Origin of the sequence: Archangium violaceum Cb vi76, from assembly GCF_000733295.1 — a bacterium.
Lineage (GTDB): Bacteria > Myxococcota > Myxococcia > Myxococcales > Myxococcaceae > Archangium > Archangium violaceum.
This window is the reverse complement of sequence record NZ_JPMI01000394.1, coordinates 47740-69834: the sequence shown is the minus strand read 5'-3', so window position 1 is coordinate 69834 and position 22095 is coordinate 47740. Positions and strand designations below refer to the sequence as shown.

Genomic DNA, 22095 nt, shown 5'->3' with positions numbered 1-22095 from the left:
GCCGACTCCTCTCCTAGGGTTCCCCCCCGAAATACCGCTTCACCAGGTCCCGGTTGCGGGGCAGCAGCGGCCCCGTCGAATGTCCCGCCTCCGCGTCGCCCTGGGCGCCCATCCCCTGCGCACCGCCCCCTCCACCGCCCTCGCTCCGCTGAGGTTCCGCGGAGCGCAGGCCCCACAGTCCCTGCGCCTCACCCCCCTGCCCCTTTGGCAGCGGCTTGAAGGCGAGCCGCTCCGGATCCATCTGTGCCTCGTCGCCGAAGACGAGCGGCTGGCTCTCCCCGCCCCGTCCCGTGCCGCCCTTGCCCTCACCCTTGCCCTGCCGGGTCTGGCGGCTCGCGTGGCCGCCCTGGCGTCCCTGCCCCTCGCCCTCTCCGTCTCCCGGCCGCGAGCCGCTGCGCCCGTTCCCGTCGCGCCCGTTGCCCTGGCCGAAGCGCTGCTCCAGCTCACGTTGGCGGCGCTCGAGCGTCTCGCGCAGGCTGGCCACCTCATCGCGCGAGCGCGCTCCTCCGCTGCCTCCCTGCTTCCCCTGGGCCTGCTGGCCGCTGGTGCCACCATCGCCCGAGCTCGGAACTCCACCGCTATTGCCAGAAGCGGGGTTCCCCTCCTCCTGACCCTGTTGCCGCCGCTGCGCGGCGTTGTCCGCGCCCAGCGCCATCAGCGCGTTCTCCAGGGCCTCGCGCTCCCGGGTGGCGGCCTCGGCTCCGGAGGCGGCGTCCAGAGACTCCTCCAGCTCGCGAGCGGCCTCGGACGCGGCGGCCAGCTCGGCGGCGGCCTTCGCGGCGCGGGCCTCCAGCGACTTCTCCAGGCTGTCGGCGGCCTCCCAGTCGGCGCTGTCGAAGCGGCCCTCGGCGACCTCCTCGGACAGCCGGCGCAGCTCCTCCTCCAGCGGGGTGCCCAGCGGCTCCTCACGGGCGAGCGCCTCGGCCTTGGCCTGCACGGCGGCCACCTTCGCCGCGGCGGCCGCGTTGGCGGGGGTCACCCGGCGCGCGGGCAACGGCAGGAGGAATCCAATGACGAGGAAGGCGAGCGCCGCGAGCAACGCGCCCACCGGGCGTTTCCAGGCCACGGGTGGCGGCGTCACCGCGCGGGCGTACTGGTTGACGGAGAGCTCCCACTCGCCCACGGGGCGCTCCAAGCGGGTGAGCAACAGCCCGCCCGCGCCGGACGAGCGATCCGCCAGCACCGCCGCGTGCGCCAGGGACACGCTCCGGGCACGGGCCCGGACGAGCCACCACGCGCCCGCGGCGAGCAGCGGCACCGGGAGCACCCAGGCGGCGGAGTCGCGCAACAACATCCGGGCCAGCACACAGCCCGTGGCGGCGGCCCACACGGGAGCCACCGCCGCCTCCGTCCAGAGGACGGCGTTGAGCCGCCGCCGTACGCGCCGGACGGGGGCGAGGACGAGGGCCTGCAGGCGGCGTTCATCGCTGGCGGGCATGAGGGCTCCGAGTCTCGGACACTCGGCGGCCCTTCCACAAGTCACCCACTCCAGGGAGAAAGGCGAGGAGCTGGACGGGTTCAACCCCGAATCCACTTCCACGTACGTAGAAGTGAAACCCACCTCCAGGGAGCCCTCGCGGAGCACCTGGTGCAACCCCAGGTGGTGTTATGCTGGCCCACCTGCGAGGTGGTGCGCATGGATGGCATGCAGGCCGGGAAGTCGGCGGACAGTGGCTCAGGGCCCGGCAGCGCCTCTTGTGGCGGCAGGCCATACTTGGAGCCGCAGCTGCCCCTGTCCGGGACGCAGGTGGGGGGCCTGGTGCTGGAGGCGAGGCTGGGCACGGGCGGCTACGGCACCGTGTACCGGGCCCGGAGCCCGGAGCCCGGGGGGCAAACCGTACGCGGTGAAGTTCATCCACCTGCCGCGTGCGGCGGCATGGGCCTGGAGGGAGCTGGAAGGCGCCGCGCTTCGTCTACCTCGTCATGGAGTACGTCCAGGGCGCGTCGCCGCACACGTGGGCCGGGCGGAACAACCCCACGGCGCGGCGGGTGGCGGAGGTGGTGCGCGCGCTGGGGAGGCAACTGGCGGCGGTGCACCGCGACGTCAAGTGCGCCAACGTGGTGGTGCGCGAGAAGGACGGGCGGCCGGTGCTGGTGGACTTCGGGGTGGGCACCTTTCCTGGAGCCCACCCGGTGACGGGGCCCCGGGTACCGGGCACCGCGCCCTACCGCAGCCCCGAGGCCAAGGGCCACCGGCACGAGCAGGGGCGGTACGAAGCACATGCCCACGACGACTTGTGGGCCCTGGGCGTCGTCCTCTACTTGGACCACTGGAATGATATCAAGTACCCGCTCCCCAAGGGCACCGTGTTCTCCGGGGAGCTGTTCGTCGGACCGGAGCGAGTGTACGGCCGCTTCACCCAGGCCCGCACGCCCGAGGGCCACACCTACCCCATGTGCCTGGAGCTCTACGAGCAGTACGAGTATGGCGCGCGGGGCGTGCTCCGCCGTGAGCCGGGCGGCACCGCGAATACCGCCATCATCTCCACCAAATCCACCCGTGTGTTACTCCGGGCCGTCCCGCGCTTCGACCCCGTGCCGGAGCGTGAGTAGCTCCGGGCAGTTGGGGAGCCGGGCAGGAAAGGCCGTGGGGCCGACGTGGGAGGTACTTGTCAGTCCAGGCCACTTTGGAAGTACTCCCGCCCCTGGCCGTCCTGCCCCTGCTGCTCGCACTTTCCACCCCGCCGCCCGCCGCCGCCCTGCCCGCCACCGGGGAGTGGGACCGGGGGGTGAGCGCCACGTGGAATTCACGGCGGATACCGCCGGGCAGGTGCACACCGTCACCATCGGGCCCCAGCGCGCCACCACGTTCGTGTTCCACGCGCCCCTGCGGCCCGGCACGGTGGCGGTGGAGGCGCGCGAGCTCTTCCTGTCGGTGACGGTGGACGAGGGGGGCCGGTGTGATCAACCTCCTGCCCTCCGGGGCGCTGCCGCCCGGAAGGGAGTTGATGATGACGGCGCGCTTCGCCGACGACGCCGTGCCTGGGTGGGCCCGCTTCCGGCTGGTGGTGCACGCCACCCGGGCCGAGCGGCAGGTGGAGGTGTACCGCCTGCCCCGCCCGGCCGAGTCCTACCGGCAGGCAGAGCAGCGGGAGCGCGAGCGGGCGGAACGGTGCGAGGCACGGCTGGCCCGGGTGGAGACCGGGGGCCGGTCCCCCGAGGGCCTCACGGACCTGCGCGAGGCCGGCCTGGTGAACGGGCTCAACGGCGTGGCCGTGAAGCGCATCATCAAGGACGTTACCCAGCGCCCCGGGGAAGTCCTCCGGGGGCGGGAAGCCTGGGGCTACCACGCGGGCATGGTGAAGCGGGTGGTGGTGGAGTTGAAGGTGGAGAACACGGGCGACACGCCCTGGACGGCGGAGGGCGTGCCGGGGGCGGAGCTGGTGGGCGCCAACGGCGAGCGGCTGCGGATTGTCCGGGTGTGGCAGCCCGGTCCCCTCCTTCCGGGAAGCACGGGCTCGCTCATGGTGGAGTCGGAGGCCACACCGGAGCAAACCCGAGGTGCCTTCCTCTTGAAGCTGGGCGAGGCGGGCGGGCCGCGCACCCTCACCGTGCGGGGCGTGACGTTCCCGTAGGCGCCGCATCCCGTCTCGCAAGCTGGACGGGCAGGTGGCAGAGGCCTCCCTCACACTGAGCGTGGAAAGGGAGGTCCCATGAATTCGCGGCTCCGGGTCACTGTTCGTGGAATGGGGCTCTCGCTGACGCTTCTTGGAGCAGCCCTGCTCGCCTGTGTCGGCGGCCACATCCCGCCGTCCACGTTCCAGTTCCAGAACGTCGTGCCCTATAGCCCTCCACAAGGAGGAGGGTGGAAGGTGGCTCAGGTCGTCATCTTGCTGAGCAGGATTTCTTCCGCCTTTCCCTTGACCGCCACCTGCGACATCGAAGTGGGTGTTCCGGAAAAGAATGTGAACGGATGGGTTCTGGATGAATTCGCACAAATCGAGGCCGCCAAGGCAGCAGACAAGGCCGCACGCATCGTCCTGCGGGAAAAGATTCCTACCGCCTTGGCCTGTCAGCAGTTCAGGGAGCACATGCAGCGCATCTTGACGGAGAAGGACATTGGCCCCATTCCTGGTGCGAAGGTCAGCGGCTTCAAGGAGGTAGGGGTGCCTCGGATGACGTTTCCGTGAAGCACGAGCCCTCCGCGACACGAACACGGTAGAAGGGCTGAGTATCTCCTCACAATGTAGCGGCCCAACGGGCAGCCCTCGTATGAATCCAGAACTGACAGCCGACGCGCTCGTCCAACTCGTCCACCGCTACTACCCGGCCGACCTTGGCAATGAAGATCCGCGGTACGAGCAGTCAGAAGAAGGCCGACGCCTCGAAGCGCTGCTCCAGGCCCACGTGAATCCCTCGCCAGCCTGGAAGGAATTCATGCTACGGCTTTCTCGCGAGCTACCCGACTGCTGGCTCTGGGACACAACCATCCCACGCCATGACCCCTGTTACGAATGCCGCGTCTCCCTGCCGGGCTTCCAGGTAGGTGACCCCCTCTATGACTGTGTCGTGTGCATGGTGAGCAAGCTCGCCCCCGTATACGCTCTCTATGCCTCCCATAGAGACAAGAACGACCCCAGTGAGGAGGGCTACTGGCTGCGCTTTCCACCGTTCCCTCCTGAGTTCCAATCCCAGGAAACGAAGCTCGCCGCACTCATCGAGTCCACCTTCGGTTACACCCGCCTCCCCAACGACGTCCTCTTCACACCCGTGCCGGACCTCGTGCCCCGAACAGCCAACTTCGTGCCCGGCCAGGCGCACCTCATCGACTGCCTCTTCACACACTACCGTTGGTGAGGCTCCCGGGTGTGCAAGGCCCCGACGGAACGCCCTGGGATGTAAAGCGCCTTGGCAAGCCCCCCGGCCTCCGAAAAGCCTCCATGGGCAACCTCCGGGGTCGTTCCCTCCCGCCCCACCGCTGCCGTAACCGTCCTCTCACCTTCGCGTCAGGGTCGGCCCCCGAGCAGTCAGCGGACAGCCCATGCCCCCTCCACCGCGAAGCGAGGAGATTCCTTCCATGTCTGACGACACGAGCGGGCGCATGGCGCCCGCCAGCGGATTGTCCGTGCTCTTTTCCCAGGGAGGTACCGACTACCTGCGCCTCCAGAAGCTGGAAGAGGGCCCCTTCGGGGAAAAGCTCTATCTCTGCCAGCCGCGCACCGGACAGACGTACGGCGCGCTGGTGGAGATCGCCGTGCTCGACCGTCAGGGCCGTCGCATCGGCCAGGATCGGATGAGGGAAGCGGCACGGCTGGGCGCCCCACGGACGCGGAGGGGCGAGCGCTGCGCATCATCCATCGCAACGTCAACCCCTACACCCTCATCATGAGAGACGACGGCGAGGTGATGCTGGCCCATTTCACGTCGGCCTTCTCGCGTCTGCCTGGGCGCGAGCCGACCACCACCTGGAAGGTGCGCGGAGAGCTCGACTTCGCCGCCCCGGAGCGCCTGTGCCACGCGGTGGATGCCCCGGTGACGGTGCGCGGGAGGCCCTCGCGGAGTTGCAGGGAGCGACGGCCGAGGCGGAGCGCATCGACTCGGAGCTCTTCGCCTCGGACGAAGCAGTGCGGACGGCGGGGGAGGCGCACGCCATGGCGGTGCGCGGTCCGCCCGGCGCCTAGGAGAACTCAGCCCACGGAGCGCACGAGCTTGGGCTGGAGACCATCCATGAGGGCCTCCACGAGCCGCTCCACGTCATCGACGGGAACCCCCTGGATGGTGAGCAGCGTCTTGCCTCCCTGCACGCTCGTCTTGAGCTGCACGCGCGCGCCCTGGGCGAAGTGCCGCGAGAAGCTCTCCCGCATGAAGTCCACGCGGGCCGCGTCCGGTGGAGGCATGGACGGCCTCGACGGTTTGCGCTTGTGCTTCACCGCGCTGAGCACTTCCTCCAGGTTGCACTCGGCGAAGGGCTTGGACACCACGCTGCCGCCCTCCTGGGGAACGTCGATGGGCACGGCCCCCACGTCACCGGCCGAGAGCGCGAAGTCCGCCACCTTCGCGTAGGTGCTCAGCGAGGCCAGCTTCGCCACACCGTGCGCCTTGCACACCTCCTCGGTGTACTGCCGCGCCACGGCTCCGTAGCGGCTCAGGGTCGACTGCGCCAGCTCCTTGAAATTCTGGCTGAAGAACTGCTGGGCGCTGGAGTACCCATTCTTCTCCGCCAGCTTGTTGCTCACGGTGTGGTTGTAGAGTCGGCCGATGGCATGGTGCCCGGCGTTGCCCTGCGTCAGGTGGGCGCGGATGGAGTCACGCACCTGGATGAGCGTCAGCCCGGACAGGGTGTCGCTCGCGTTCTTCTCACTCATGATTGCTCCCCTCGGTATGAGGTCAGCCACGTGAATCGCGGCTGCCTCCAGGAGCAGCAAGGCCCGGACCAAGAGCAGGGCCCGTGAACTCGCGGGCTTGCACGATGGCGCGAGCACTCGAGGTCTCCATCCGCGACGGGCAGTCCATGCGCTGAGACCCATGCCCTGCCTCCCATCCACTTCCACGTACGTAGAAGTGAACCGGAGCGCCGTGTCAGGACATCGCGTGCGCGCCGTCCCTCTTCCCAGGCTGATTCGAGGGACACCTCGAGCACTCCGATGAGGCCCGTTCCGCCCGGGGCGGCGGCGGTCTGCAAAACCGTTGTTGCCGGGTTCAACTCCCGGACGGGCCTCCACCTCGTCCCCCCCCCCGCGCGTCCGGGCTCGCGCTCACCACCTGGCCCGTCACCAGTTGCTGGAGCCGCTGGTTTCCCTGCACCTGGGCGTTCCGCTGCCGGGTGCGCGCCACCTGCTCCTGCCGCTGTTGCCGCCCCGGCTGCTTGCAACCGGCGGTGACGAGCAACGCGGCGGCCAACCCTCCCGAGCCCTTGAACATGGACCCCTCCTGTCGGTGACGAGACAGGGCAAAGAGGGAGTCCCCCCGCGCGACGCCAACCCGGCGTGTCCTCGCGGAGGGCCGCCCTGGCCGCCTGCCCTCCCAACGTGGATGCCGGGCCCGAACGCACCGGGCGTGAACCCTGGCGACTGGGGCGCGAAAATTTCCGCGTCACCGGAAAGTACGCCCGAGCATACACGGTTTTGCGTTTCATAAGCGACGTTGACGGTGGTTGCTCTTCCCACACACGATTCGTTTTCAACGGCAGCCCTTACAGGGGGGCCGCTCCATCCGCAGAACGTTTGAGGTGAAGAGCGAATGACGCTGAAACAAGCGTTGATTTCGGGGTGCGCACTTGCACTCCTTTCCGTCGAAGCCAAGGCGCAGGAGCAGGGCACGGCCGCCGAGGCTCCGCAGCCGGCCGCCCCCGCGGCCCCGGCCCCGACTCCTTCCAACATGCGCAAGATTTCCGGCAAGGTGCTGGACGCGCTGACGAACGATGGGCTGCCGCTCACGCGCGTCATCATCAAGGGCACCACCAAGGGCGTGGAGACGGAGCTGGACGGCTCCTTCACCCTGGAACTCCCCAAGGGCCCGGTCACGCTGCTCTTCTCCAGCCAGGACCACAAGGACCGCGAGGTCGTGGTCGGCGCCAACCGTGACACCGTGACGGTGTCGCTGGACGCCACCTTCGTCGAGGAGATGGTGGTGGTGGGCCGCGCCAGCGAGCTGGCCCGCAAGCACCTGGCCAACTCGGTGGCCTCGGTGAACAACGAGGACCTCAACCGCGCTCCCGCCGCCACGGTGGATCAGGCCCTCCAGGGCAAGGTGGCCGGCGCCAACATCCAGAGCAACTCGGGTGCGCCGGGCGGCGGCATGCAGCTGAAGCTGCGCGGCGTGTCCACCGTCAACGGCTCCAGCGCGGTGCTCTACGTGGTGGACGGCGTCCTCATCAGCGACGTGGCCATCGCCTCGGGCGTCTACCAGCTCACCGAGTCCGTGCGTGGCTCCAACCCCGCGGCCACCCAGGACAACCAGGTCAACCGCATCGCGGACCTCAACCCCAACGACATCGAGAGCATCGAGGTCCTCAAGGGCGCGTCCGCGGCGGCCATCTACGGCTCCAAGGCCAGCAACGGCGTGGTCATCATCACCACGAAGAAGGGCAAGGCCGGCGCGCCCCGGGTGGACGTCACCCAGCGCGTGGGCATGTACTCGCTCTCCAACACGCTCGGCTCGCGCCCCTTCACCTCGCGCGAGGAGGTGGTGGAGCGCTACGGCGAGAGCGTGGCGGCCCAGCACTGGACCGGCAGCACCTTCAACCAGGAGGCCCTGCTCGCCGGCCGCCGGGACGTCTCCTACGAGACGCTCGCCAGCGTGAGCGGCTCCTCCGGGGACACCCGCTACTTCGCCTCGGCCATGGTGAGGGATGACAAGGGCATCATCCAGAACACCGGCTACCAGAAGCAGTCCTTCCGCCTCAACCTCGGGCAGAAGCTGGGCAGCGACGTCGAGGTGAACGCCAGCGCCAACCTCGTCCACACCCTGGGCAACCGCGGCCTCACCAACAACGACAACACCAACATCACCTACTACATGGCGCTGGCCTCCACGCCCAGCTTCGTGGACCTGCGCGCCAACGGCTCCGGCGTCTACCCGGCCAACCCCTTCGTCTCCAGCCGCTCCAACCCGCTGCAGACGGCCGCCCTCATGACGAACGATGAGGACGTGTGGCGCCTGCTGGGCTCGGCCGACGCGGTGTGGAACGTCTACAAGAGCGAGACGCAGAGCTTCAAGGTGCTCGGCAACCTCGGCGTGGACCGCTTCCAGCAGCAGAACAAGGTGTTCTCGCCCAGCACGCTCGCCTTCGAGCTGCCGCTGGACAACCTCCCGGGCACCTCGCTCCACGGCACCAGTGAGGTCCTCAACATCAACACCGGCGTCAACGTGGTGCACAACTACAAGCCCGCCAGCGGCGCGGTGAACGCCACCACCTCGGCCGGCTTCCAGTACGAGCAGAGCGGCGTGGACTCGCTCTACGTGCGCAGCAGCGGGCAGATCGCCGACCAGCAGAACGTGAGCTCCGGCACGCAGCTGAGCGTGCGCCAGAACCGCGCGCTCGTGCGTGACCGCGGCTTCTACCTCCAGGAGGAGATGCTGCTGATGAACGAGCACCTCACCCTGGTGGGCGCGGTGCGCGGCGAGCAGAGCAGCGCCAACGGCGACCCCAACCAGCTCTTCTTCTTCCCCAAGGTGGCCGCCGCCTACCGCTTCCAGCCCTTCCACCCGGCGGTGAACGAGTTCAAGGTGCGCCTGGCGTACGGCGAGACGGGCAACCGGCCCACCTACGGCCAGAAGTACACCTCCCTGTCCTCCATCAACAACATCGGAGGCCTGCCGGCCATCCTCGGCACCGGCTCGGTCGGCTCGCCGGACCTCCGCCCCGAGCGCCAGCGGGAGTTCGAGGCCGGTGTGGACACCATGCTCTTCAACGGCAACGCCGTGGTGGAGCTCACCGTCTACCAGCGCAACATCTACGACTTGCTGCTGCCGCGCACCATCCCCGGCTCCACCGGCTTCACCACCGAGTTCACCAACGGTGGCGAGATGTTCAACCGCGGCGTGGAGGCCATGCTCCAGGTCACCCCGGTGCGCAACGAGGACTGGGAGTGGACGTCCAACACCACCTTCACCCTCAACCGCAGCCAGGTCACCGCGCTGCCCGAGGGTGACGTGCGCATCCCCGTCTTCGGCACCAGCCTGGGCGAGTTCCGCCTCCAGGAGGGCGCCAGCGCCACGCAGATCGTCGGCGACCTGGTGCAGGAGGACGGGACGACGGTGCTCCGCAAGGTGGGCGACGTGGAGCCGGACTTCCGCATGGGCTTCGCCAACACGGTGAAGTACCGCGACTTCAGCCTGTCCTTCCTGCTCGACTGGCAGCAGGGCAGCGACATCATCAACCTCACCCGCTTCCTGTACGACGCCAACAAGAACTCGGTGGACTACGCGACGCGCGGCGCCCAGCGCCAGAAGGACTGGCTGACCGACGCCGCCGTGTACGTGGAGGACGCCACGTTCCTCAAGCTGCGCGAGGTGACGTTCAGCTACAACCTGCCCAGCTCCTTGTTCTCCAAGGTGCCCATGGTGAAGTCCGCCCGCTTCAACATCAGCGGCCGCAACCTGCTCACCTTCACCAACTACTCCGGGTTGGACCCCGAGGTGAGCAACTTCGGCAACCATCCCATCGCCCGCAACGTTGACGTGGCTCCCTTCCCGCCCAGCCGCAGCTTCTGGACGTCGCTCGACGTGGGGTTCTAGGACCATGAGGATTCGCGACATGAAGAACATGAAGAAGGTGGCCCTGGCGCTGTGCGCCACGGCGATGCTGGGCGGGTGCGGAGACCTGACGGTCCCGGACCTCAACAACCCGAGCCTCGATTCGTTCCAGCAGACCCCCACGCGCACCGCGGTCATCAACGCGTCCACGGGCCTGCTCATCGGTACCCGCGCCGGCATGACGAACCAGAACGGCTACGTGGCCCTGATGGGCGTGCTCGGCCGCGAGAGCCTCGTGCTGGACTCGGCGGACCCGCGCTACGTCGGCGAGATGCTGGCGGGCCCCGCGCTCAACGGCGGCAGCCCGGCCTTCGGCGGCAACTTCTGGGACAATCCCTACGCCAACATCCGCAACGCCAACACCCTGCTCAACGCCCTGGAGAAGGTGGAAGGCGTCACGGAGGCCGAGAAGAACGCCATCCGCGGCTTCGCCAAGACGATCCAGGCGCTGGACTTCCTGGTCATCGTCAACACCCGCGACACCAACGGCGCGCCCATCGACGTGAACCGCCCGTTCGGTGCCCCGCTGGCCCCCATCGAGACCAAGGAGAAGGTGCTGGCGCACATCGCCACGCTGCTCGACGAGGCCAAGGCGCACCTGGAGGCCGGTGGCACGGCGTTCCCCTTCCCGATGAGCAGCGGGTTCCGGGACTTCGAGCCGCGGACGGACGGCAAGGTGATCGACATCACCGTGCCCAACTTCATCAAGGTCAACCGCGCCATCAAGGCCCGGGTGGACGTGTACCGCGAGCGCTGGGAAGAGGCGCTGGTGGACCTGGAGGAGTCGTTCCTCGACATCGACGCCCCGCTCGACCTGGGCGTCTACCACGCCTACGGCACCGGCTCCGGTGACGTGAAGAACACGCTCAACGGCCCCAACATCTTCGCCAACCCCATCCTCCTGGAGGACGCGAAGCAGCCGGACGGCTCGCTGGACGCCCGCGTGGGGCGCAAGGTGAAGGACTCGGAGAATCCCGGCGAGCTGCCGGGGGTCATCGAGAAGTACTCCAAGGGCTTCGCGCAGTACACGGCGGACACCGCCTCCATCCCCATCATCCGCAACGAGGAGCTCATCCTCCTGCGCGCCGAGGCCAACATCCGGCTGGAGCGGTACGAGACCGCCATGGCCGACATCAACACCATCCGGGAAGACTCCGGTGGCCAGGCGCCGATTCCCGAGGTGCTGGAGGGCGAGCTCGCCATCAACGAGCTGCTCTATCAGCGCCGCTTCTCGCTCCTCATGGAGGGCGGGCACCGGTGGATCGACATGCGCCGCTACGGGAAGCTGGAGGAGCTGAAGCGTGAGGATCCCCCGGGCATGTCCTTCAACGTGCACCCGCGCTTCCCCATCCCCACGACGGAGATGATCGGACGCTAATCCTCATTCACTGAGGGAATGAGCGGGCGGGCATCCATGCGATGTCCGCCCGCTTCGTTTAGAGTGGGCCCCCCCCTTTATGAGTGCCCCCAAGAGTGCCCCCCAGAGTGGCCCCATCCTCGGCATCGACTTCGGCACGACCAACACGGCGGCGGCGTTCTTCGACCGTCAGGGGAAGCTGAAGCTGGTGTCCGTCTCGGACAAGAACTTCATCCTCCCGTCCGTGGCCTGGTACCACGCCGCGGACAAGGCCATCGTCGGCCCGGCCGCGCGCCGGCAGATCATCGATGATCCGCGTCACACCATCTTCGGCAGCAAGCGCTTCCTCGGGCGGCGCTACCAGTCCGAGTACGTGCAGAAGCACCGGGAGCGCTTCGCCTTCAACCTGGTGGAGGGCACGGACGGTTACTGCGCCGTGAAGGTGTACAACCGGGTGACGCCGCTCAACGAGGTGGCGTACTTCATCCTCCGGCACATCCTCACGCTGGCCAACCACGCCGCCGGAGAGCCCTTCGCCGAGTGCGTGCTCACCGTGCCGGCCCACGCGAGCATCCGCCAGCGCGAGGCGGTGCGCTACGCGGCCGAGCGCACGGGCCTCAAGGTGCGCGCCATCATCAACGAGCCCACCGCCGCGGCGCTCTACTACGCCAACCTGCGCAGCCCGGAGCAGACGGTGATGGTGTTCGACCTGGGCGGCGGCACCTTCGACGCCACGCTCATGTCCGTACAGAACCGGGTGGTGAAGGTGCTGGCCACCGGCGGTGACGCCTTCCTCGGCGGCGCCAACTTCGACGAGTGCATCGTCGAGCACCTGGCCGAGGAGTTCCGCCAGCAGCACGGCGTGGAGCTGCGCGGCAACAAGATCGTCATGCAGCGGCTCGTCTTCGCCGCCGAGTCCGTGAAGATTCAACTCTCGAGGGCGGAGGTGGCGGAGCTGCGCGTGCCCTGCATCACCCAGGGGCCGGACGGCGGCTTCCTGGACTTCCAGTTCCGCCTCACGCGCAAGCGGCTGGAGGAGATGACGTCCCGGCTCATCGAGCGCACCGTGTCCGCGTGTGACGAGGTGCTGGAGCGCGCGGGCCTGAAGCCGGCCCAGGTGGACGAGCTGGTGCTGGTGGGCGGCCAGACGCGCATGCCCGCCATCCGCGAGCGCCTGTCGCACTTCCGCCGCTTCTCCTCGGAGAAGGACGTGCACCCGGAGCTGGGCGTGGCGGTGGGCGCCGCCATCCTCGGCCGCAACCTGTCCCGGCCCGGCGGCACCGGCCTCATGGACGTGGTACCCATGCCCATCAGCGTCATGCTCCCCGGCGGCGTCACCCACGAGGTCATCCCCTCCAACACCCCCGTGCCCTGCCGCAAGTCCGTGTCCCTGGAAGCCCTTCCGCCCGGCCCCACCCCGCTGCCCGTGCTCGTCTTCGAGTCCCTGGACACCACCAGTGTGGACCGCGAGGTGCTCGGCACCCTCCAGGTGGGCCCCGAGTGGCGCCGCGGCGGCGCTCCCCGGCTCGAGCTGCACATGGGCCAGGACTTCGTGCTGCGGACCTATCTCGTCGGCGCCGATGGCAAGCCCGTCCCCGCTCCCATCGTCGACGCGAGCCCTCAAATGAGAGCGCCCCGGGCCGCGGCTTCTTGAGCCACGGCTCCGGGGCGGGATTCAACCCGGGGTGAGCAGCACCCTCACCCCGACCCTCTCCCGGGGGGAGAGGGGTGGTGACACCTCACTGCACCGTGAAGATCAGGTCGTCGCGGTCGTCGTACGAGCCCGTGGTGCACGTGCCCGCGGAACCCTGGTAGCGGAAGTTCGCGCGGATGGCCTGGTTGGTACCGGTGGGCAGCGTGTAGTTGGCGGTGATGGTGCGCGCCCCGGAGCCGCTCGGCTTGTACGAGCCGATGAGCACCCACGACGGGCTGCTCGCGTTGGCCGCGTAGTACAGGTCCAGCGTGTCCGACGTGGCGGAGTAGGCCCACACCGTGGCCGTCACCGTCACCTGCTTGCCCGCCTTCAGGTTCGTCCCGTCCACCGTGGCCACCTTCAGCCGGTCATTGGACTCGTCCGAGTGGTAGGTGCCCGAGGCGCCGTCCGTGCAGGAGGCGTTGATGGTGTTGGGCTTGTTCACCTCGGGGCCCAGGCCGCCGCGGCCGTTGAGCAGCGTGCCCGAGTCGCAGCCCGCGCCCGCCGCCGTGCACCGGGGCGCCTTGAGCGTCGCGTCGTAGGTGGCCGTGTTGACGGTCCCGCCACCCCCGCCGCCGTCCACCGGCGGAGGCGTGTTGCCCGTCGTCGCGCCCTTGGCCAGCTCACCCATGAAGGACACCGCCAGCTTGGAGAACTTCACCGAGTTGGCCGCCGTGCCGCCCGTGACCGACAGCGTGTCGCCCGAGGTGTGGATCTGCGGGTTGTCCGTGCTCATCGTCGCCTCGAAGGGCATCGAGGTCGGGAAGCCCGCGCTGTTCCACGAGGCGTGGTCCGAGCAGCCGTAACCGCACGTGATGTTCGTCCAGGTCAGCCCCGGCTGGTACGTGGAGATGAGGCTGGTGGTGAAGGAGTTCTGCGCGGCGTTGGTGTTGTCCGTCACCATGCCGAAGTCGTAGCTGGAGCCCTTGTAGTTGGTCATGTCCAGTTGGAGCACGCCCACCACGTTCACCGAGTTGTTCTTGTGCCAGTTGGCGATGTCCGCCGAGCCCCGCAGGCCAATCTCCTCGGCGGCATAGGCCATGAACTTCACCGTGCGGGCCGGCTTGTAGCCATTGGCCACGGCCACCCGGAAGGCCTCGGTGAGCGAGGCCACGCCCGAGGCGTCGTCATCCGCGCCCGGCGCCGCGGCGGTGGAGCCGCTCTGGTTGATGGAGTCCAGGTGCCCGCCGATCACCACCACCTCGTTGGGGTGCGTGGTGCCCGTGATGGTGGCGATGACGGACGGCTGCGGCGAGGTGCTGCTCGCGTGCGTGTAGAGCGCCACCGAGATGTCGCTGCGCCCGTTGGCGATGGTGCTCCACTGGCTCCTCAGCCAGTTGGCCGCGTCGATGCCCGACTGCAGGTTGTAACGGCGCGTGGTCCAGGTGGTGGACAGGTAGTTGATGGTGTTGCGGATGTTGAGCTCCTGCACGCCGCTCAGCATCGCGTTCACCGACGGGCCGTTGTTGAGGGTGTAGCTCACCAGCGACGCCAGGGGCTGCGGCGCGGTGGAGCCCTCCACGGCCGCCAGCGCCTGCTCCTCGGTGTCATGGGCGATGAAGCCCGCGCACCGGTTGAGCTTGTCGTGCATCGCCGCGGCCAGCGTCTCCAGCTGCGACTCGCGCACGCGCAGCACCGCCACTCCGCCCTTCTCGAGCGCCGGCGCCGGCAGCGTCAGGCCCTTCTGCTGGAACGAGGCGCGCGCCGGCTCCAGCGCGTCCGCCCCGATGGTGATCCACACTTCCCTCTCCTTGGGGGCTGCTTCCGCGAACGCGGGGGCGGCACATGCGAGCATCGCGACGACCGTTCCAAACTTCCTGATTGCCATACGCTTCTCCTGGCGCTTCCTTCGGGGGTTCCGCGAACCGAATCTGTCCGGTTCACAGGAAAGGCAGACTTATCCGCCAATACGCGAACTTATTGCACCCAGGGCGCATCGGGAAATAACTTGGAGTGTCGTGTGAAAAACCGGCTCGGGGAGAACCCGGGAGGAGATGCCGCCGCGCGGCATGCTTGCGGGCTCAAGCAATCCCGGGCCCTTGGCGGTCCGCCGTTGTGGTAGCACGCGGCCTCCGCCAGGAAGGGTTTCCAAGGATGCAGCCAGGAGAGGCACTCTTCGTCCACCCGGGATTGAAGATCAGACCGTGCGAGTGGGGCTATGGCGTCTTCACGGACGTGGCCATTGCCGAGGGGACCATCCTGGAGGAGGCCCACTACCTCAAGGTGCCCTTCCGCACCGTGCGCAGCTCCGCCCTGTCCGACTACGTCTTCAACATCGAGTGGGGCCCGCACGAGGAGGACCGTGGCGGCGAGTGGGTGGCGATCGTGATGGGCTCGGGGATGATCTACAACCACTCGCAGGACCCCAACGTGTCGTACTACCGGGGGTACCAGAAGGGCCACTCGCCCAAGGACGTCTTCACCTTCTACGCCCTGCGCGACATCGAGGCCGGCGAGCAGCTGTGCATCAGCTACGGGGAGAACTGGTGGAAGACGCGCGGCCAGGACATGCCCTGAGCCACGGGCCGGGCCGCGGGGAGCGCGGCTTGTCGCTCCGTCGGGGCCCGTGACATAAACCCTGGCATGCGCATGGGTCGTCTTGGAGTCCTGGTCCTGGCCACGCTGGTGGCCGCTTGCGAAGAGCCCACCCCCGCCCCCCCCGCGAAGTACAGCGTGGGCGGAACGCTCTCCGGGCTCTCCGGTGGCGCCCTCACCCTCCAGCTCAACGGGCAGCAGAGCCTCACCCGGAGCGCGAACGGGCCGTTCTCGTTCGAGACGCCACTGGAGGACGGGCGCGACTACGCGGTGACGGTGGCCAGCGCGCCCGCGGAGCAGGAGTGCTCCGTGGAAGGCGGAACCGGCAAGGTGGCCGGCGGGGACGTGAGCTCCGTCCAGGTGCGCTGCGCGGCGAGGACGTACTCGGTTGGCGGCACGGTGGAGGGCCTGCGCGGGGCGCTCGAGCTGAGCCTCGGAAGCGAGCGGCTCCAGGTCACCGCGAATGGAGGCTTCACCTTCACGACGAAGCTGCCACGTGGCGCCACGTACTCGGTGGGGGTGGAGACGTCCCCCGCGGGCCAGCGCTGCACCCTCTCGAATGGAGCCGGGACGGTGGCCGGCGACGTGACGAACCTCTCGGTCCGCTGCCTCGACTGGTACACGCTGGACACCCACCAGGCCGCCAGCGTCGTCATCGGCCAGAAGGACTTCACCAGCGGCTTCCCGCACCAGGCGGACAGCGCCGGGGCCAACACCCTGGATGGTCCCCTGGGCAACCCGGTGCTCGCGGGCGGGCGGCTCTACCTCTCGGACCAGAACTCCAGCCGCGTCCTCGGCTTCAACGGCGTGCCCTCGGCCAACGATGCCTCCGCGGCCTTCGTCCTCGGACAACCGGACTTCACCTCCGTCGAAGCGGGCAGCGGGCAGGGAAACCTGGACGGACCCGCGGGCCTCGCCAGCGATGGGACCCGGCTGGCGGTGGCGGACTATCGCAACAACCGCGTCCTGCTCTACCCGGCGCTTCCCGCGAGCACCGGGGCCACGCCCACGCTCGTGCTCGGCCAGCCCGCCCTGGACACCCATGCCGAGGATTGCGGCCGGGATGACCTCCGCCTCCCGAAGGACGTGTTCCTCGGCCACGGCAAGGTGCTCGTGGCGGACAGCGGCAACAACCGCGTCCTCGTGTGGAACACCTTCCCCACCGCGAACGCGGCCCCGGCGGAGCTCGTCCTCGGCCAGCAGTCGTTCGAGTCCTGCGCCCCCAATGACGCCACGGGCGACGGCACGGAAGACGCCACGCCTTCCGCCTCCACGCTCTTCAGCCCCACGGGGGTGTGGACGGATGGCACCCGCCTCGCGGTGGTGGATACCGCCAACAGCCGCGTGCTCCTCTGGAACCGCTTCCCCACCGAGAACGGGCAGGCCGCGGACGTCGTGCTCGGACAGGCCGACTTCACCTCGCGTGCGACCGGCACCACCGCGTCCAGCCTGCGGATTCCCTCCTACATCGCCTCCACCGGGCTGCAGCTCTTCGTCGCCGACAACCAGAACAACCGGGTGCTGGTGTGGAACCAGTTCCCCACCGCCAACGGCGTGGCGGCGGAGCTCGTCCTCGGGCAGCCGGACTTCACCTCCGACACCGAGGCCTCGCCTCCGAACGCCAGCGGCTTCAGCCAGCCGGCCGGCATCCTCCTGGCATGGCCCCATGTGGTGGTGCCGGACGCCAGCAACAACCGCGTCCTCGTTTTCACCAGCCGTTGAATCCTACCTCGCCCGTCTGCCCGTCCGCCCGGCTGCCTCCCCGCCGGCCAACCTCCACTTTCCGAGGAAGCGCTGGTTCCTCGGGGTCACGGACTATCCGAATTCCATCCTCCATGTATGATTACGTACAATCATGGGGAGAAAAGGGGATGACGTTGGAAGCTCCCTGAGCCGGAGCAACTGGCGAAGTCGCCCTGGAGCACTCCCCGAGCGTGAATGCTTCGTAGGGGACGTCGCCTGATGAAGAAGAACGAAGCAGCTGCCTTGAGCTGGTCCGCCGACCCCTCCGTGGTGGTGGACGCGGACATGGACGAGCGGACCATCGCCGCGGACGTGGAGTCGCTCTTCACGCCCGTGCCGCAGGCGCAGCCCCATACCTGGGATGGGCCCTCCAGCTCGGGCCATTCCAGCTCGGGGCATTCCAGCTCGGGACACTCGAACTCGGGGCTCTCGGGGTCGGGCTTCTCCGGGTCCAGCCCCTCGGGCTCGGGCCTTACGGGCCCCGGGGAGCTGGACGGCCACGGACTCAGGCCCGGCACGCGCATCCAGCACTACGAGCTGATCCGCGAGCTGGGCAGCGGCGGCATGGGCACCGTCTTCCTGGCGCGCGACACGCGGCTGGGCCGGCGCGTGGCCATCAAGTTCCTGCACACGCAGGACGCGGACGTCACCAGGCGCTTCATCCTCGAGGCGCGCACCACGGCGCGCTGCAGCCACGAGAACATCGTCATCATCTACGAGGTCGGCGAGTCGCAGGCCGGCCCGTTCATGGTGCTCGAGTACCTCGAGGGCCAGCCGCTGATGAAGGTGATGGGCAAGCAGCGCCTGCCCCCCTCGCGCGCGGTGGAGCTGATGGTGCCGGTGGTGCGCGCGCTGGCGTGCGCCCACGAGCAGGGCATCGTCCACCGCGACCTGAAGCCGGAGAACATCGTCGTGACGAATACGGGCGCCATCAAGGTGCTCGACTTCGGCATCGCCAAGGTGCTCCAGGGGGACGAGCCCAACGAGGGCCTGATGGCCCAGGGCAACGGCAAGCCCCACCTGCCCTCCGCGCACGAGCTGGGCGAGGACGTCTCCAACCTCACCCGCCGGGGCGCCATCATGGGCACCATGGCGTACATGGCCCCGGAGCAGTGGGGCATCGGCGTGCCCATCGACCACCGGGCGGACATCTGGGCCGTGGGCATCATGCTGTTCCGGATGATCGCCGGAAAGCACCCGTTGGACCCGCTGCGCGGTCCGCAGCTCATGGTCACGGCGATGATGGACGAGGCGATGCCGCGCCTGCAGAGCGTGGTGCCGGACGTGCCGCCGGACCTGGCCGCCGTCATCGACCGGTGTCTGCTCAAGCCCAAGGACGAGCGCTTCCCGGACGCCAACACGCTGCTCAAGGCGCTGGAGCCCTTCCTCCCCGGGCGCTACAGCCGCGAGCTGCGCATCGACGAGAGCCCCTACGCGGGCCTCAGCTCCTTCCAGGAGGCGGACGCGGACCGCTTCTTCGGCCGCACGCGCGAAATCGCCGCCCTGGTCAACCGCATCAGCGACCGGCCGCTGCTGGCCGTGGTCGGCCCCTCGGGCACGGGCAAGTCCTCCTTCGTGCGCGCGGGCCTGGTGCCCGTGCTCAAGCGCTCCGGCACGGCCTGGGAGTCGCTCGTCATCCGTCCCGGCCGCAACCCGCTGGGGGCCCTGGCCAACATCGTGGCCCCGCTGGTGAGCTCCTCCACCACCGTGGAGGAGGACATCGCCGAGCAGCAGCGGCTCGTCGAGCGCCTGCACGCGGAGCCCGGTTACGTGGGCAGCCTGCTGCGCAGCCGCGCCCGCCGCGAGCGCCGGAAGATTCTCCTCTTCATCGACCAGTTCGAGGAGCTCTACACGCTGGTGCCGGATGCACAGGAGCGCCTGGCCTTCACGGCGTGCCTGTCGGGCATCGCGGACGATGCCACCTCGCCCATCCGCGTCGTGCTCTCCATCCGCTCGGACTTCCTGGACCGGGTGCCCGAGGACGAGCGCTTCATGGGCGAGCTGAGCCAGGGGCTCTACTTCCTCACCGCGCCCAACCGAGATGGCCTGCGGGACGCCCTGGTGCAGCCGGCGGAGATGGCCGGCTACCAGTTCGAGACTCCGGCCATGGTGGACAACATGCTGGAGCACCTGGACGCCAGCCAGGGCGCGCTGCCGCTGCTCCAGTTCGCGGCCACCCAACTGTGGGAGTCGCGCGACACCAGGAACAAGCTGCTCACCGAGAGCGCCTACCAGTCCATTGGCGGTATCGCCGGCGCGCTCGCCACCCACGCCGACAGCGTGCTCGCGAGCATGTCCAACGCGGAGCGCACCCTGGTGCGCGCCGTCTTCCTGCGGCTCGTCACCCCCGAGCGCACGCGCGCCATCGTGTCGGTGGACGAGCTGCGCGAGCTGACGAAGGACTCGGGGGAGATGTCGCGGCTCATCGATCACCTGGTGCAGGCGCGTCTGCTGGTGGTGCAGACGGGAGGCGGGGCCACGGGCGCGACGGTGGAGATCGTCCACGAGTCGCTGCTGCACAGCTGGCCCACGCTCAAGCGCTGGCTGGACGAGGGCCAGGAGGACGCGGGCTTCCTCGAGCAGCTGCGCAACGCGGCCCGGCAGTGGCAGGCGAAGAACTTCGACAACAACCTGCTGTGGCGCGGCGAGATGGTGGAGGAGGCGCTGCGCTTCCAGCGGCGCTTCCGAGGGGAGCTGCCGCGGTTGCAGCAGGACTACCTGGCGTCCGTCTTCGCGCAGGCGAAGAAGGGCAAGCGCTTGAGGAAGGCGCTGCTCTTCGGCGGCACGGCCTTCCTGGGCCTGCTGGTCATCGCGGCGGTGGTGGCGCTGGTGGTCATCAGCAACGCGCAGCGCGAGGCCCAGCGTCAGGCGGAGGTGGCCATCAAGGCCGAGGCCGTGGCGCGCACCGCCGAGCAGACGGCGCGCAGTGCCGAGACCGAGGCCAAGCAGCGGCTGGCCGAGGTGCAAGCCAAGGAGTTGGAGCGTCAGAAGGCGCAGCAGGCGGCGGAGGCCGCCAACAAGCAGGTGGCGCTCGCCAACGAGGAGCTGCTCAGCAAGAACGACGAGCTGCTGCTGGCGCTCGAGCGGGCGCAAGAGGCCCAGACACGCGCCAAGGGCGCCAAGAGGCGCGCCGAGTACAGTGCGCGGGAGGCGCGCCTGGCCAAGGAAGAGGCCATCAAGGCGGCGGAGAGCCTCGCCAACCTGCTGCGCCGCGAGCAGGAGCGCGCCCAGCGCCTGCAGTCCCAGCTCGGCAGTCCGGTCATCGAGGTCCTGAAGTGAGAACGGTGATGAACAGGTCCAGGTTCGCGCTCACCCTGTCCGCGGCGCTCCTCGCGCTGTGGACCCTGCCCGCGGAGGCCCAGACGCCCCGCGGCAAGCAGAAGGCCCCGGCGGTGCGCAAGGCCGGCACGAAGCTGTCCGGTGCGAAGAAGCCCGGAGCGAAGCGGCCCGGCTCCAAGCAACGGGGCGGCAAGCAGCGGCCCGGGGCCGTGGAGTCCCCCGCCGATGACGCGGCCCGCTCCGGCCTCCCCGCCGCCTCCGACGCGCCCCTGGGCGCCTCGCCCGCGTCGCCCGACCTGACGCCTCCGGCCCCCGCCCCGCAGCCACAGGCGGCCACCCCTCCCGAGCCGGCCGGGGAGCGGCCCTGGGCCAAGGGCGTGTCGCCGGAGCAGCAGAAGGCCGCGATGGCGCTCTTCCAGGCCGCCAACGCGCTGCTCAAGGAGTCCGTCTTCGTCCAGGCCGTGGAGAAGTACCGCCAGGCGCTCGATGCGTGGCCCCACCCGGCCATCCACTACAACCTGGCCCTGGCGCTGATGAACCTGGACCAGCCCGTCGAGGTGCACGAGCAACTGGTGGCCGCGCTGCGCTTCGGCCCCGCGCCCCTGGAGACAGAGAAGTACGAGTACGCCCGCAACTACAAGACGCTCATGGAGCGGCAGCTCGCCCGGGTGGACATCTCCTGTGACACGCCCGGCACCACCGTGACGATGGATGGCCAGACGCTGTTCGTGGCCCCCGGCAAGTACACGGGGCTGGTGCGTCCCGGCGCGCACAGCATCGTCGCCTCCAAGGAGGGCTTCCTCCCCACCGACCAGAGCCGCACGCTGCTGCCCGGTGAGACGGCGACCCTCCAACTGAAGATGTTCACCTCCGAGGACCTCATCGAGTACCGGCGCAAGTGGGCCGCGTGGATGCCCTGGGCGGTGGTGGGCGCGGGCGTGGCCGTGGGCGCGGGCAGTGGCTGGCTCCACCTCCAGGCCCGCGACAACCTGCGCGCCCTCGATGCCGGCGTCACCCAGTGCGGGGGGTGCTTCCTGACGCCCGCCCTCGATGCCACCCTCAACCGGGGCAACACCTACCAGGCGCTCGCCATGGGCGGGTACGCCCTCGGCGGGGCCGCGCTCGTCACCGGCGTGGTGCTCGTCTTCATCAACCAGCCCCAGCCCTTCCAGATCGACCCCACCCAGAAGAAGGTGGAGACCGTGAGTGTCGCGCCCCTCGTGGGCGGCGGCACGGGCGGCATCCTCACCACCTTCCGTTTCTGAAATCCCCCCCCTTCCGAGAGCCCCCC

At 69.2% G+C, this 22095-nt stretch carries 17 protein-coding genes and 1 tRNA gene; 14 read left to right on the top strand and 4 right to left on the bottom strand.

What is annotated here, in order from left to right:
• Positions 1 to 13 precede the first annotated feature (13 nt).
• Positions 14 to 1438, bottom strand: coding sequence for a hypothetical protein (locus tag Q664_RS48915; RefSeq protein ID WP_043413603.1), 1425 nt, complete (start codon positions 1436 to 1438; stop codon positions 14 to 16).
• Between the two features lie 428 nt (positions 1439 to 1866).
• Between Q664_RS48915 and Q664_RS53815 the strand changes: the two genes are divergently transcribed.
• The 6 genes from Q664_RS53815 (at position 1867) to Q664_RS59795 (ending at position 5621) form a co-directional block, all read left to right on the top strand.
• Positions 1867 to 2553 (top strand): protein kinase domain-containing protein, encoded by a 687-nt coding sequence (locus Q664_RS53815; RefSeq protein ID WP_075207727.1) that lies wholly within the window; start codon positions 1867 to 1869, stop codon positions 2551 to 2553.
• 347 nt (positions 2554 to 2900) lie between these two features.
• Positions 2901 to 3575 (top strand): DUF2381 family protein, encoded by a 675-nt coding sequence (locus Q664_RS48905; protein ID WP_052519657.1) that lies wholly within the window; start codon positions 2901 to 2903, stop codon positions 3573 to 3575.
• Positions 3576 to 3653: 78 nt separating this feature from the next.
• The gene (locus Q664_RS48900; protein ID WP_152622802.1) at positions 3654 to 4130 is read left to right on the top strand and encodes a hypothetical protein; all 477 of its coding nucleotides are present in this window, start codon (positions 3654 to 3656) and stop codon (positions 4128 to 4130) included.
• Positions 4131 to 4212: 82 nt separating this feature from the next.
• Positions 4213 to 4797 (top strand): hypothetical protein, encoded by a 585-nt coding sequence (locus Q664_RS58665; protein ID WP_152622801.1) that lies wholly within the window; start codon positions 4213 to 4215, stop codon positions 4795 to 4797.
• Between the two features lie 220 nt (positions 4798 to 5017).
• Positions 5018 to 5329 carry a hypothetical protein gene (locus Q664_RS48890; RefSeq protein WP_043413594.1) on the top strand — a complete coding sequence of 104 codons (312 nt, stop codon included), beginning with the start codon at positions 5018 to 5020 and terminating at the stop codon, positions 5327 to 5329.
• A 121-nt stretch (positions 5330 to 5450) separates the two neighbouring features.
• On the top strand, positions 5451 to 5621 hold the full coding sequence (locus tag Q664_RS59795) for a hypothetical protein (RefSeq protein WP_160174669.1): 171 nt from the start codon (positions 5451 to 5453) through the stop codon (positions 5619 to 5621).
• A gap of 6 nt (positions 5622 to 5627) precedes the next feature.
• Here Q664_RS59795 and Q664_RS48885 read toward each other — a convergent pair whose 3' ends face one another.
• Positions 5628 to 6305: a hypothetical protein gene (locus Q664_RS48885; RefSeq protein ID WP_043413592.1), complete on the bottom strand. Its 678-nt coding sequence runs from the start codon at positions 6303 to 6305 to the stop codon at positions 5628 to 5630.
• Positions 6306 to 6588: 283 nt separating this feature from the next.
• Between Q664_RS48885 and Q664_RS58660 the strand changes: the two genes are divergently transcribed.
• Positions 6589 to 6661, top strand: a tRNA-Cys gene (locus tag Q664_RS58660).
• On the opposite strand, the gene Q664_RS48880 is transcribed toward Q664_RS58660, so the two are convergent.
• Complete coding sequence (locus Q664_RS48880; RefSeq protein ID WP_043413589.1) at positions 6640 to 6861, bottom strand: hypothetical protein; 222 nt, start codon at positions 6859 to 6861, stop codon at positions 6640 to 6642. The two genes, Q664_RS58660 and Q664_RS48880, sit on opposite strands and share 22 nt — an antisense overlap.
• Before the next feature lie 318 nt (positions 6862 to 7179).
• On the opposite strand from Q664_RS48880, the gene Q664_RS48875 reads away from it, so the two are divergent.
• The 3 genes from Q664_RS48875 (at position 7180) to Q664_RS48865 (ending at position 13208) form a co-directional block, all read left to right on the top strand.
• Positions 7180 to 10179 (top strand): SusC/RagA family TonB-linked outer membrane protein, encoded by a 3000-nt coding sequence (locus tag Q664_RS48875; RefSeq protein ID WP_200883882.1) that lies wholly within the window; start codon positions 7180 to 7182, stop codon positions 10177 to 10179.
• Positions 10180 to 10198: 19 nt separating this feature from the next.
• The gene (locus Q664_RS48870) at positions 10199 to 11575 is read left to right on the top strand and encodes a RagB/SusD family nutrient uptake outer membrane protein (protein WP_052519656.1); all 1377 of its coding nucleotides are present in this window, start codon (positions 10199 to 10201) and stop codon (positions 11573 to 11575) included.
• A 79-nt stretch (positions 11576 to 11654) separates the two neighbouring features.
• On the top strand, positions 11655 to 13208 hold the full coding sequence (locus Q664_RS48865) for an Hsp70 family protein (protein ID WP_043413587.1): 1554 nt from the start codon (positions 11655 to 11657) through the stop codon (positions 13206 to 13208).
• An 85-nt stretch (positions 13209 to 13293) separates the two neighbouring features.
• Here the strand turns inward: Q664_RS48865 and Q664_RS48860 are convergent, their stop codons facing one another.
• On the bottom strand, positions 13294 to 15075 hold the full coding sequence (locus tag Q664_RS48860; protein WP_043413583.1) for a M20/M25/M40 family metallo-hydrolase: 1782 nt from the start codon (positions 15073 to 15075) through the stop codon (positions 13294 to 13296).
• Positions 15076 to 15377: 302 nt separating this feature from the next.
• Here Q664_RS48860 and Q664_RS48855 point away from each other — a divergent pair, with 302 nt between their 5' ends.
• From Q664_RS48855 to Q664_RS48840, 4 genes are all read left to right on the top strand, one after another.
• Positions 15378 to 15764, top strand: coding sequence for an SET domain-containing protein-lysine N-methyltransferase (locus Q664_RS48855; RefSeq protein ID WP_235217176.1), 387 nt, complete (start codon positions 15378 to 15380; stop codon positions 15762 to 15764).
• A gap of 66 nt (positions 15765 to 15830) precedes the next feature.
• Positions 15831 to 17504 (top strand): NHL repeat-containing protein, encoded by a 1674-nt coding sequence (locus Q664_RS48850; RefSeq protein ID WP_043413576.1) that lies wholly within the window; start codon positions 15831 to 15833, stop codon positions 17502 to 17504.
• Between the two features lie 240 nt (positions 17505 to 17744).
• Positions 17745 to 20804 (top strand): serine/threonine-protein kinase, encoded by a 3060-nt coding sequence (locus tag Q664_RS48845; protein WP_043413573.1) that lies wholly within the window; start codon positions 17745 to 17747, stop codon positions 20802 to 20804.
• An 8-nt stretch (positions 20805 to 20812) separates the two neighbouring features.
• The gene (locus Q664_RS48840; RefSeq protein WP_043413569.1) at positions 20813 to 22069 is read left to right on the top strand and encodes a hypothetical protein; all 1257 of its coding nucleotides are present in this window, start codon (positions 20813 to 20815) and stop codon (positions 22067 to 22069) included.
• Positions 22070 to 22095: the final 26 nt, after the last annotated feature.

Coding starts and splice junctions, on each gene's coding strand:
- Q664_RS48915 (WP_043413603.1), bottom strand. CDS start 1,438: ATGCCCGCCAGCGATGAACGCCGCCTGCAGGCCCTCGTCCTCGCCCCC.
- Q664_RS48900 (WP_152622802.1), top strand. CDS start 3,654: ATGAATTCGCGGCTCCGGGTCACTGTTCGTGGAATGGGGCTCTCGCTG.
- Q664_RS58665 (WP_152622801.1), top strand. CDS start 4,213: ATGAATCCAGAACTGACAGCCGACGCGCTCGTCCAACTCGTCCACCGC.
- Q664_RS48890 (WP_043413594.1), top strand. CDS start 5,018: ATGTCTGACGACACGAGCGGGCGCATGGCGCCCGCCAGCGGATTGTCC.
- Q664_RS48885 (WP_043413592.1), bottom strand. CDS start 6,305: ATGAGTGAGAAGAACGCGAGCGACACCCTGTCCGGGCTGACGCTCATC.
- Q664_RS48880 (WP_043413589.1), bottom strand. CDS start 6,861: ATGTTCAAGGGCTCGGGAGGGTTGGCCGCCGCGTTGCTCGTCACCGCC.
- Q664_RS48875 (WP_200883882.1), top strand. CDS start 7,180: ATGACGCTGAAACAAGCGTTGATTTCGGGGTGCGCACTTGCACTCCTT.
- Q664_RS48870 (WP_052519656.1), top strand. CDS start 10,199: ATGAAGAACATGAAGAAGGTGGCCCTGGCGCTGTGCGCCACGGCGATG.
- Q664_RS48865 (WP_043413587.1), top strand. CDS start 11,655: ATGAGTGCCCCCAAGAGTGCCCCCCAGAGTGGCCCCATCCTCGGCATC.
- Q664_RS48860 (WP_043413583.1), bottom strand. CDS start 15,075: ATGGCAATCAGGAAGTTTGGAACGGTCGTCGCGATGCTCGCATGTGCC.
- Q664_RS48850 (WP_043413576.1), top strand. CDS start 15,831: ATGCGCATGGGTCGTCTTGGAGTCCTGGTCCTGGCCACGCTGGTGGCC.
- Q664_RS48845 (WP_043413573.1), top strand. CDS start 17,745: ATGAAGAAGAACGAAGCAGCTGCCTTGAGCTGGTCCGCCGACCCCTCC.
- Q664_RS48840 (WP_043413569.1), top strand. CDS start 20,813: ATGAACAGGTCCAGGTTCGCGCTCACCCTGTCCGCGGCGCTCCTCGCG.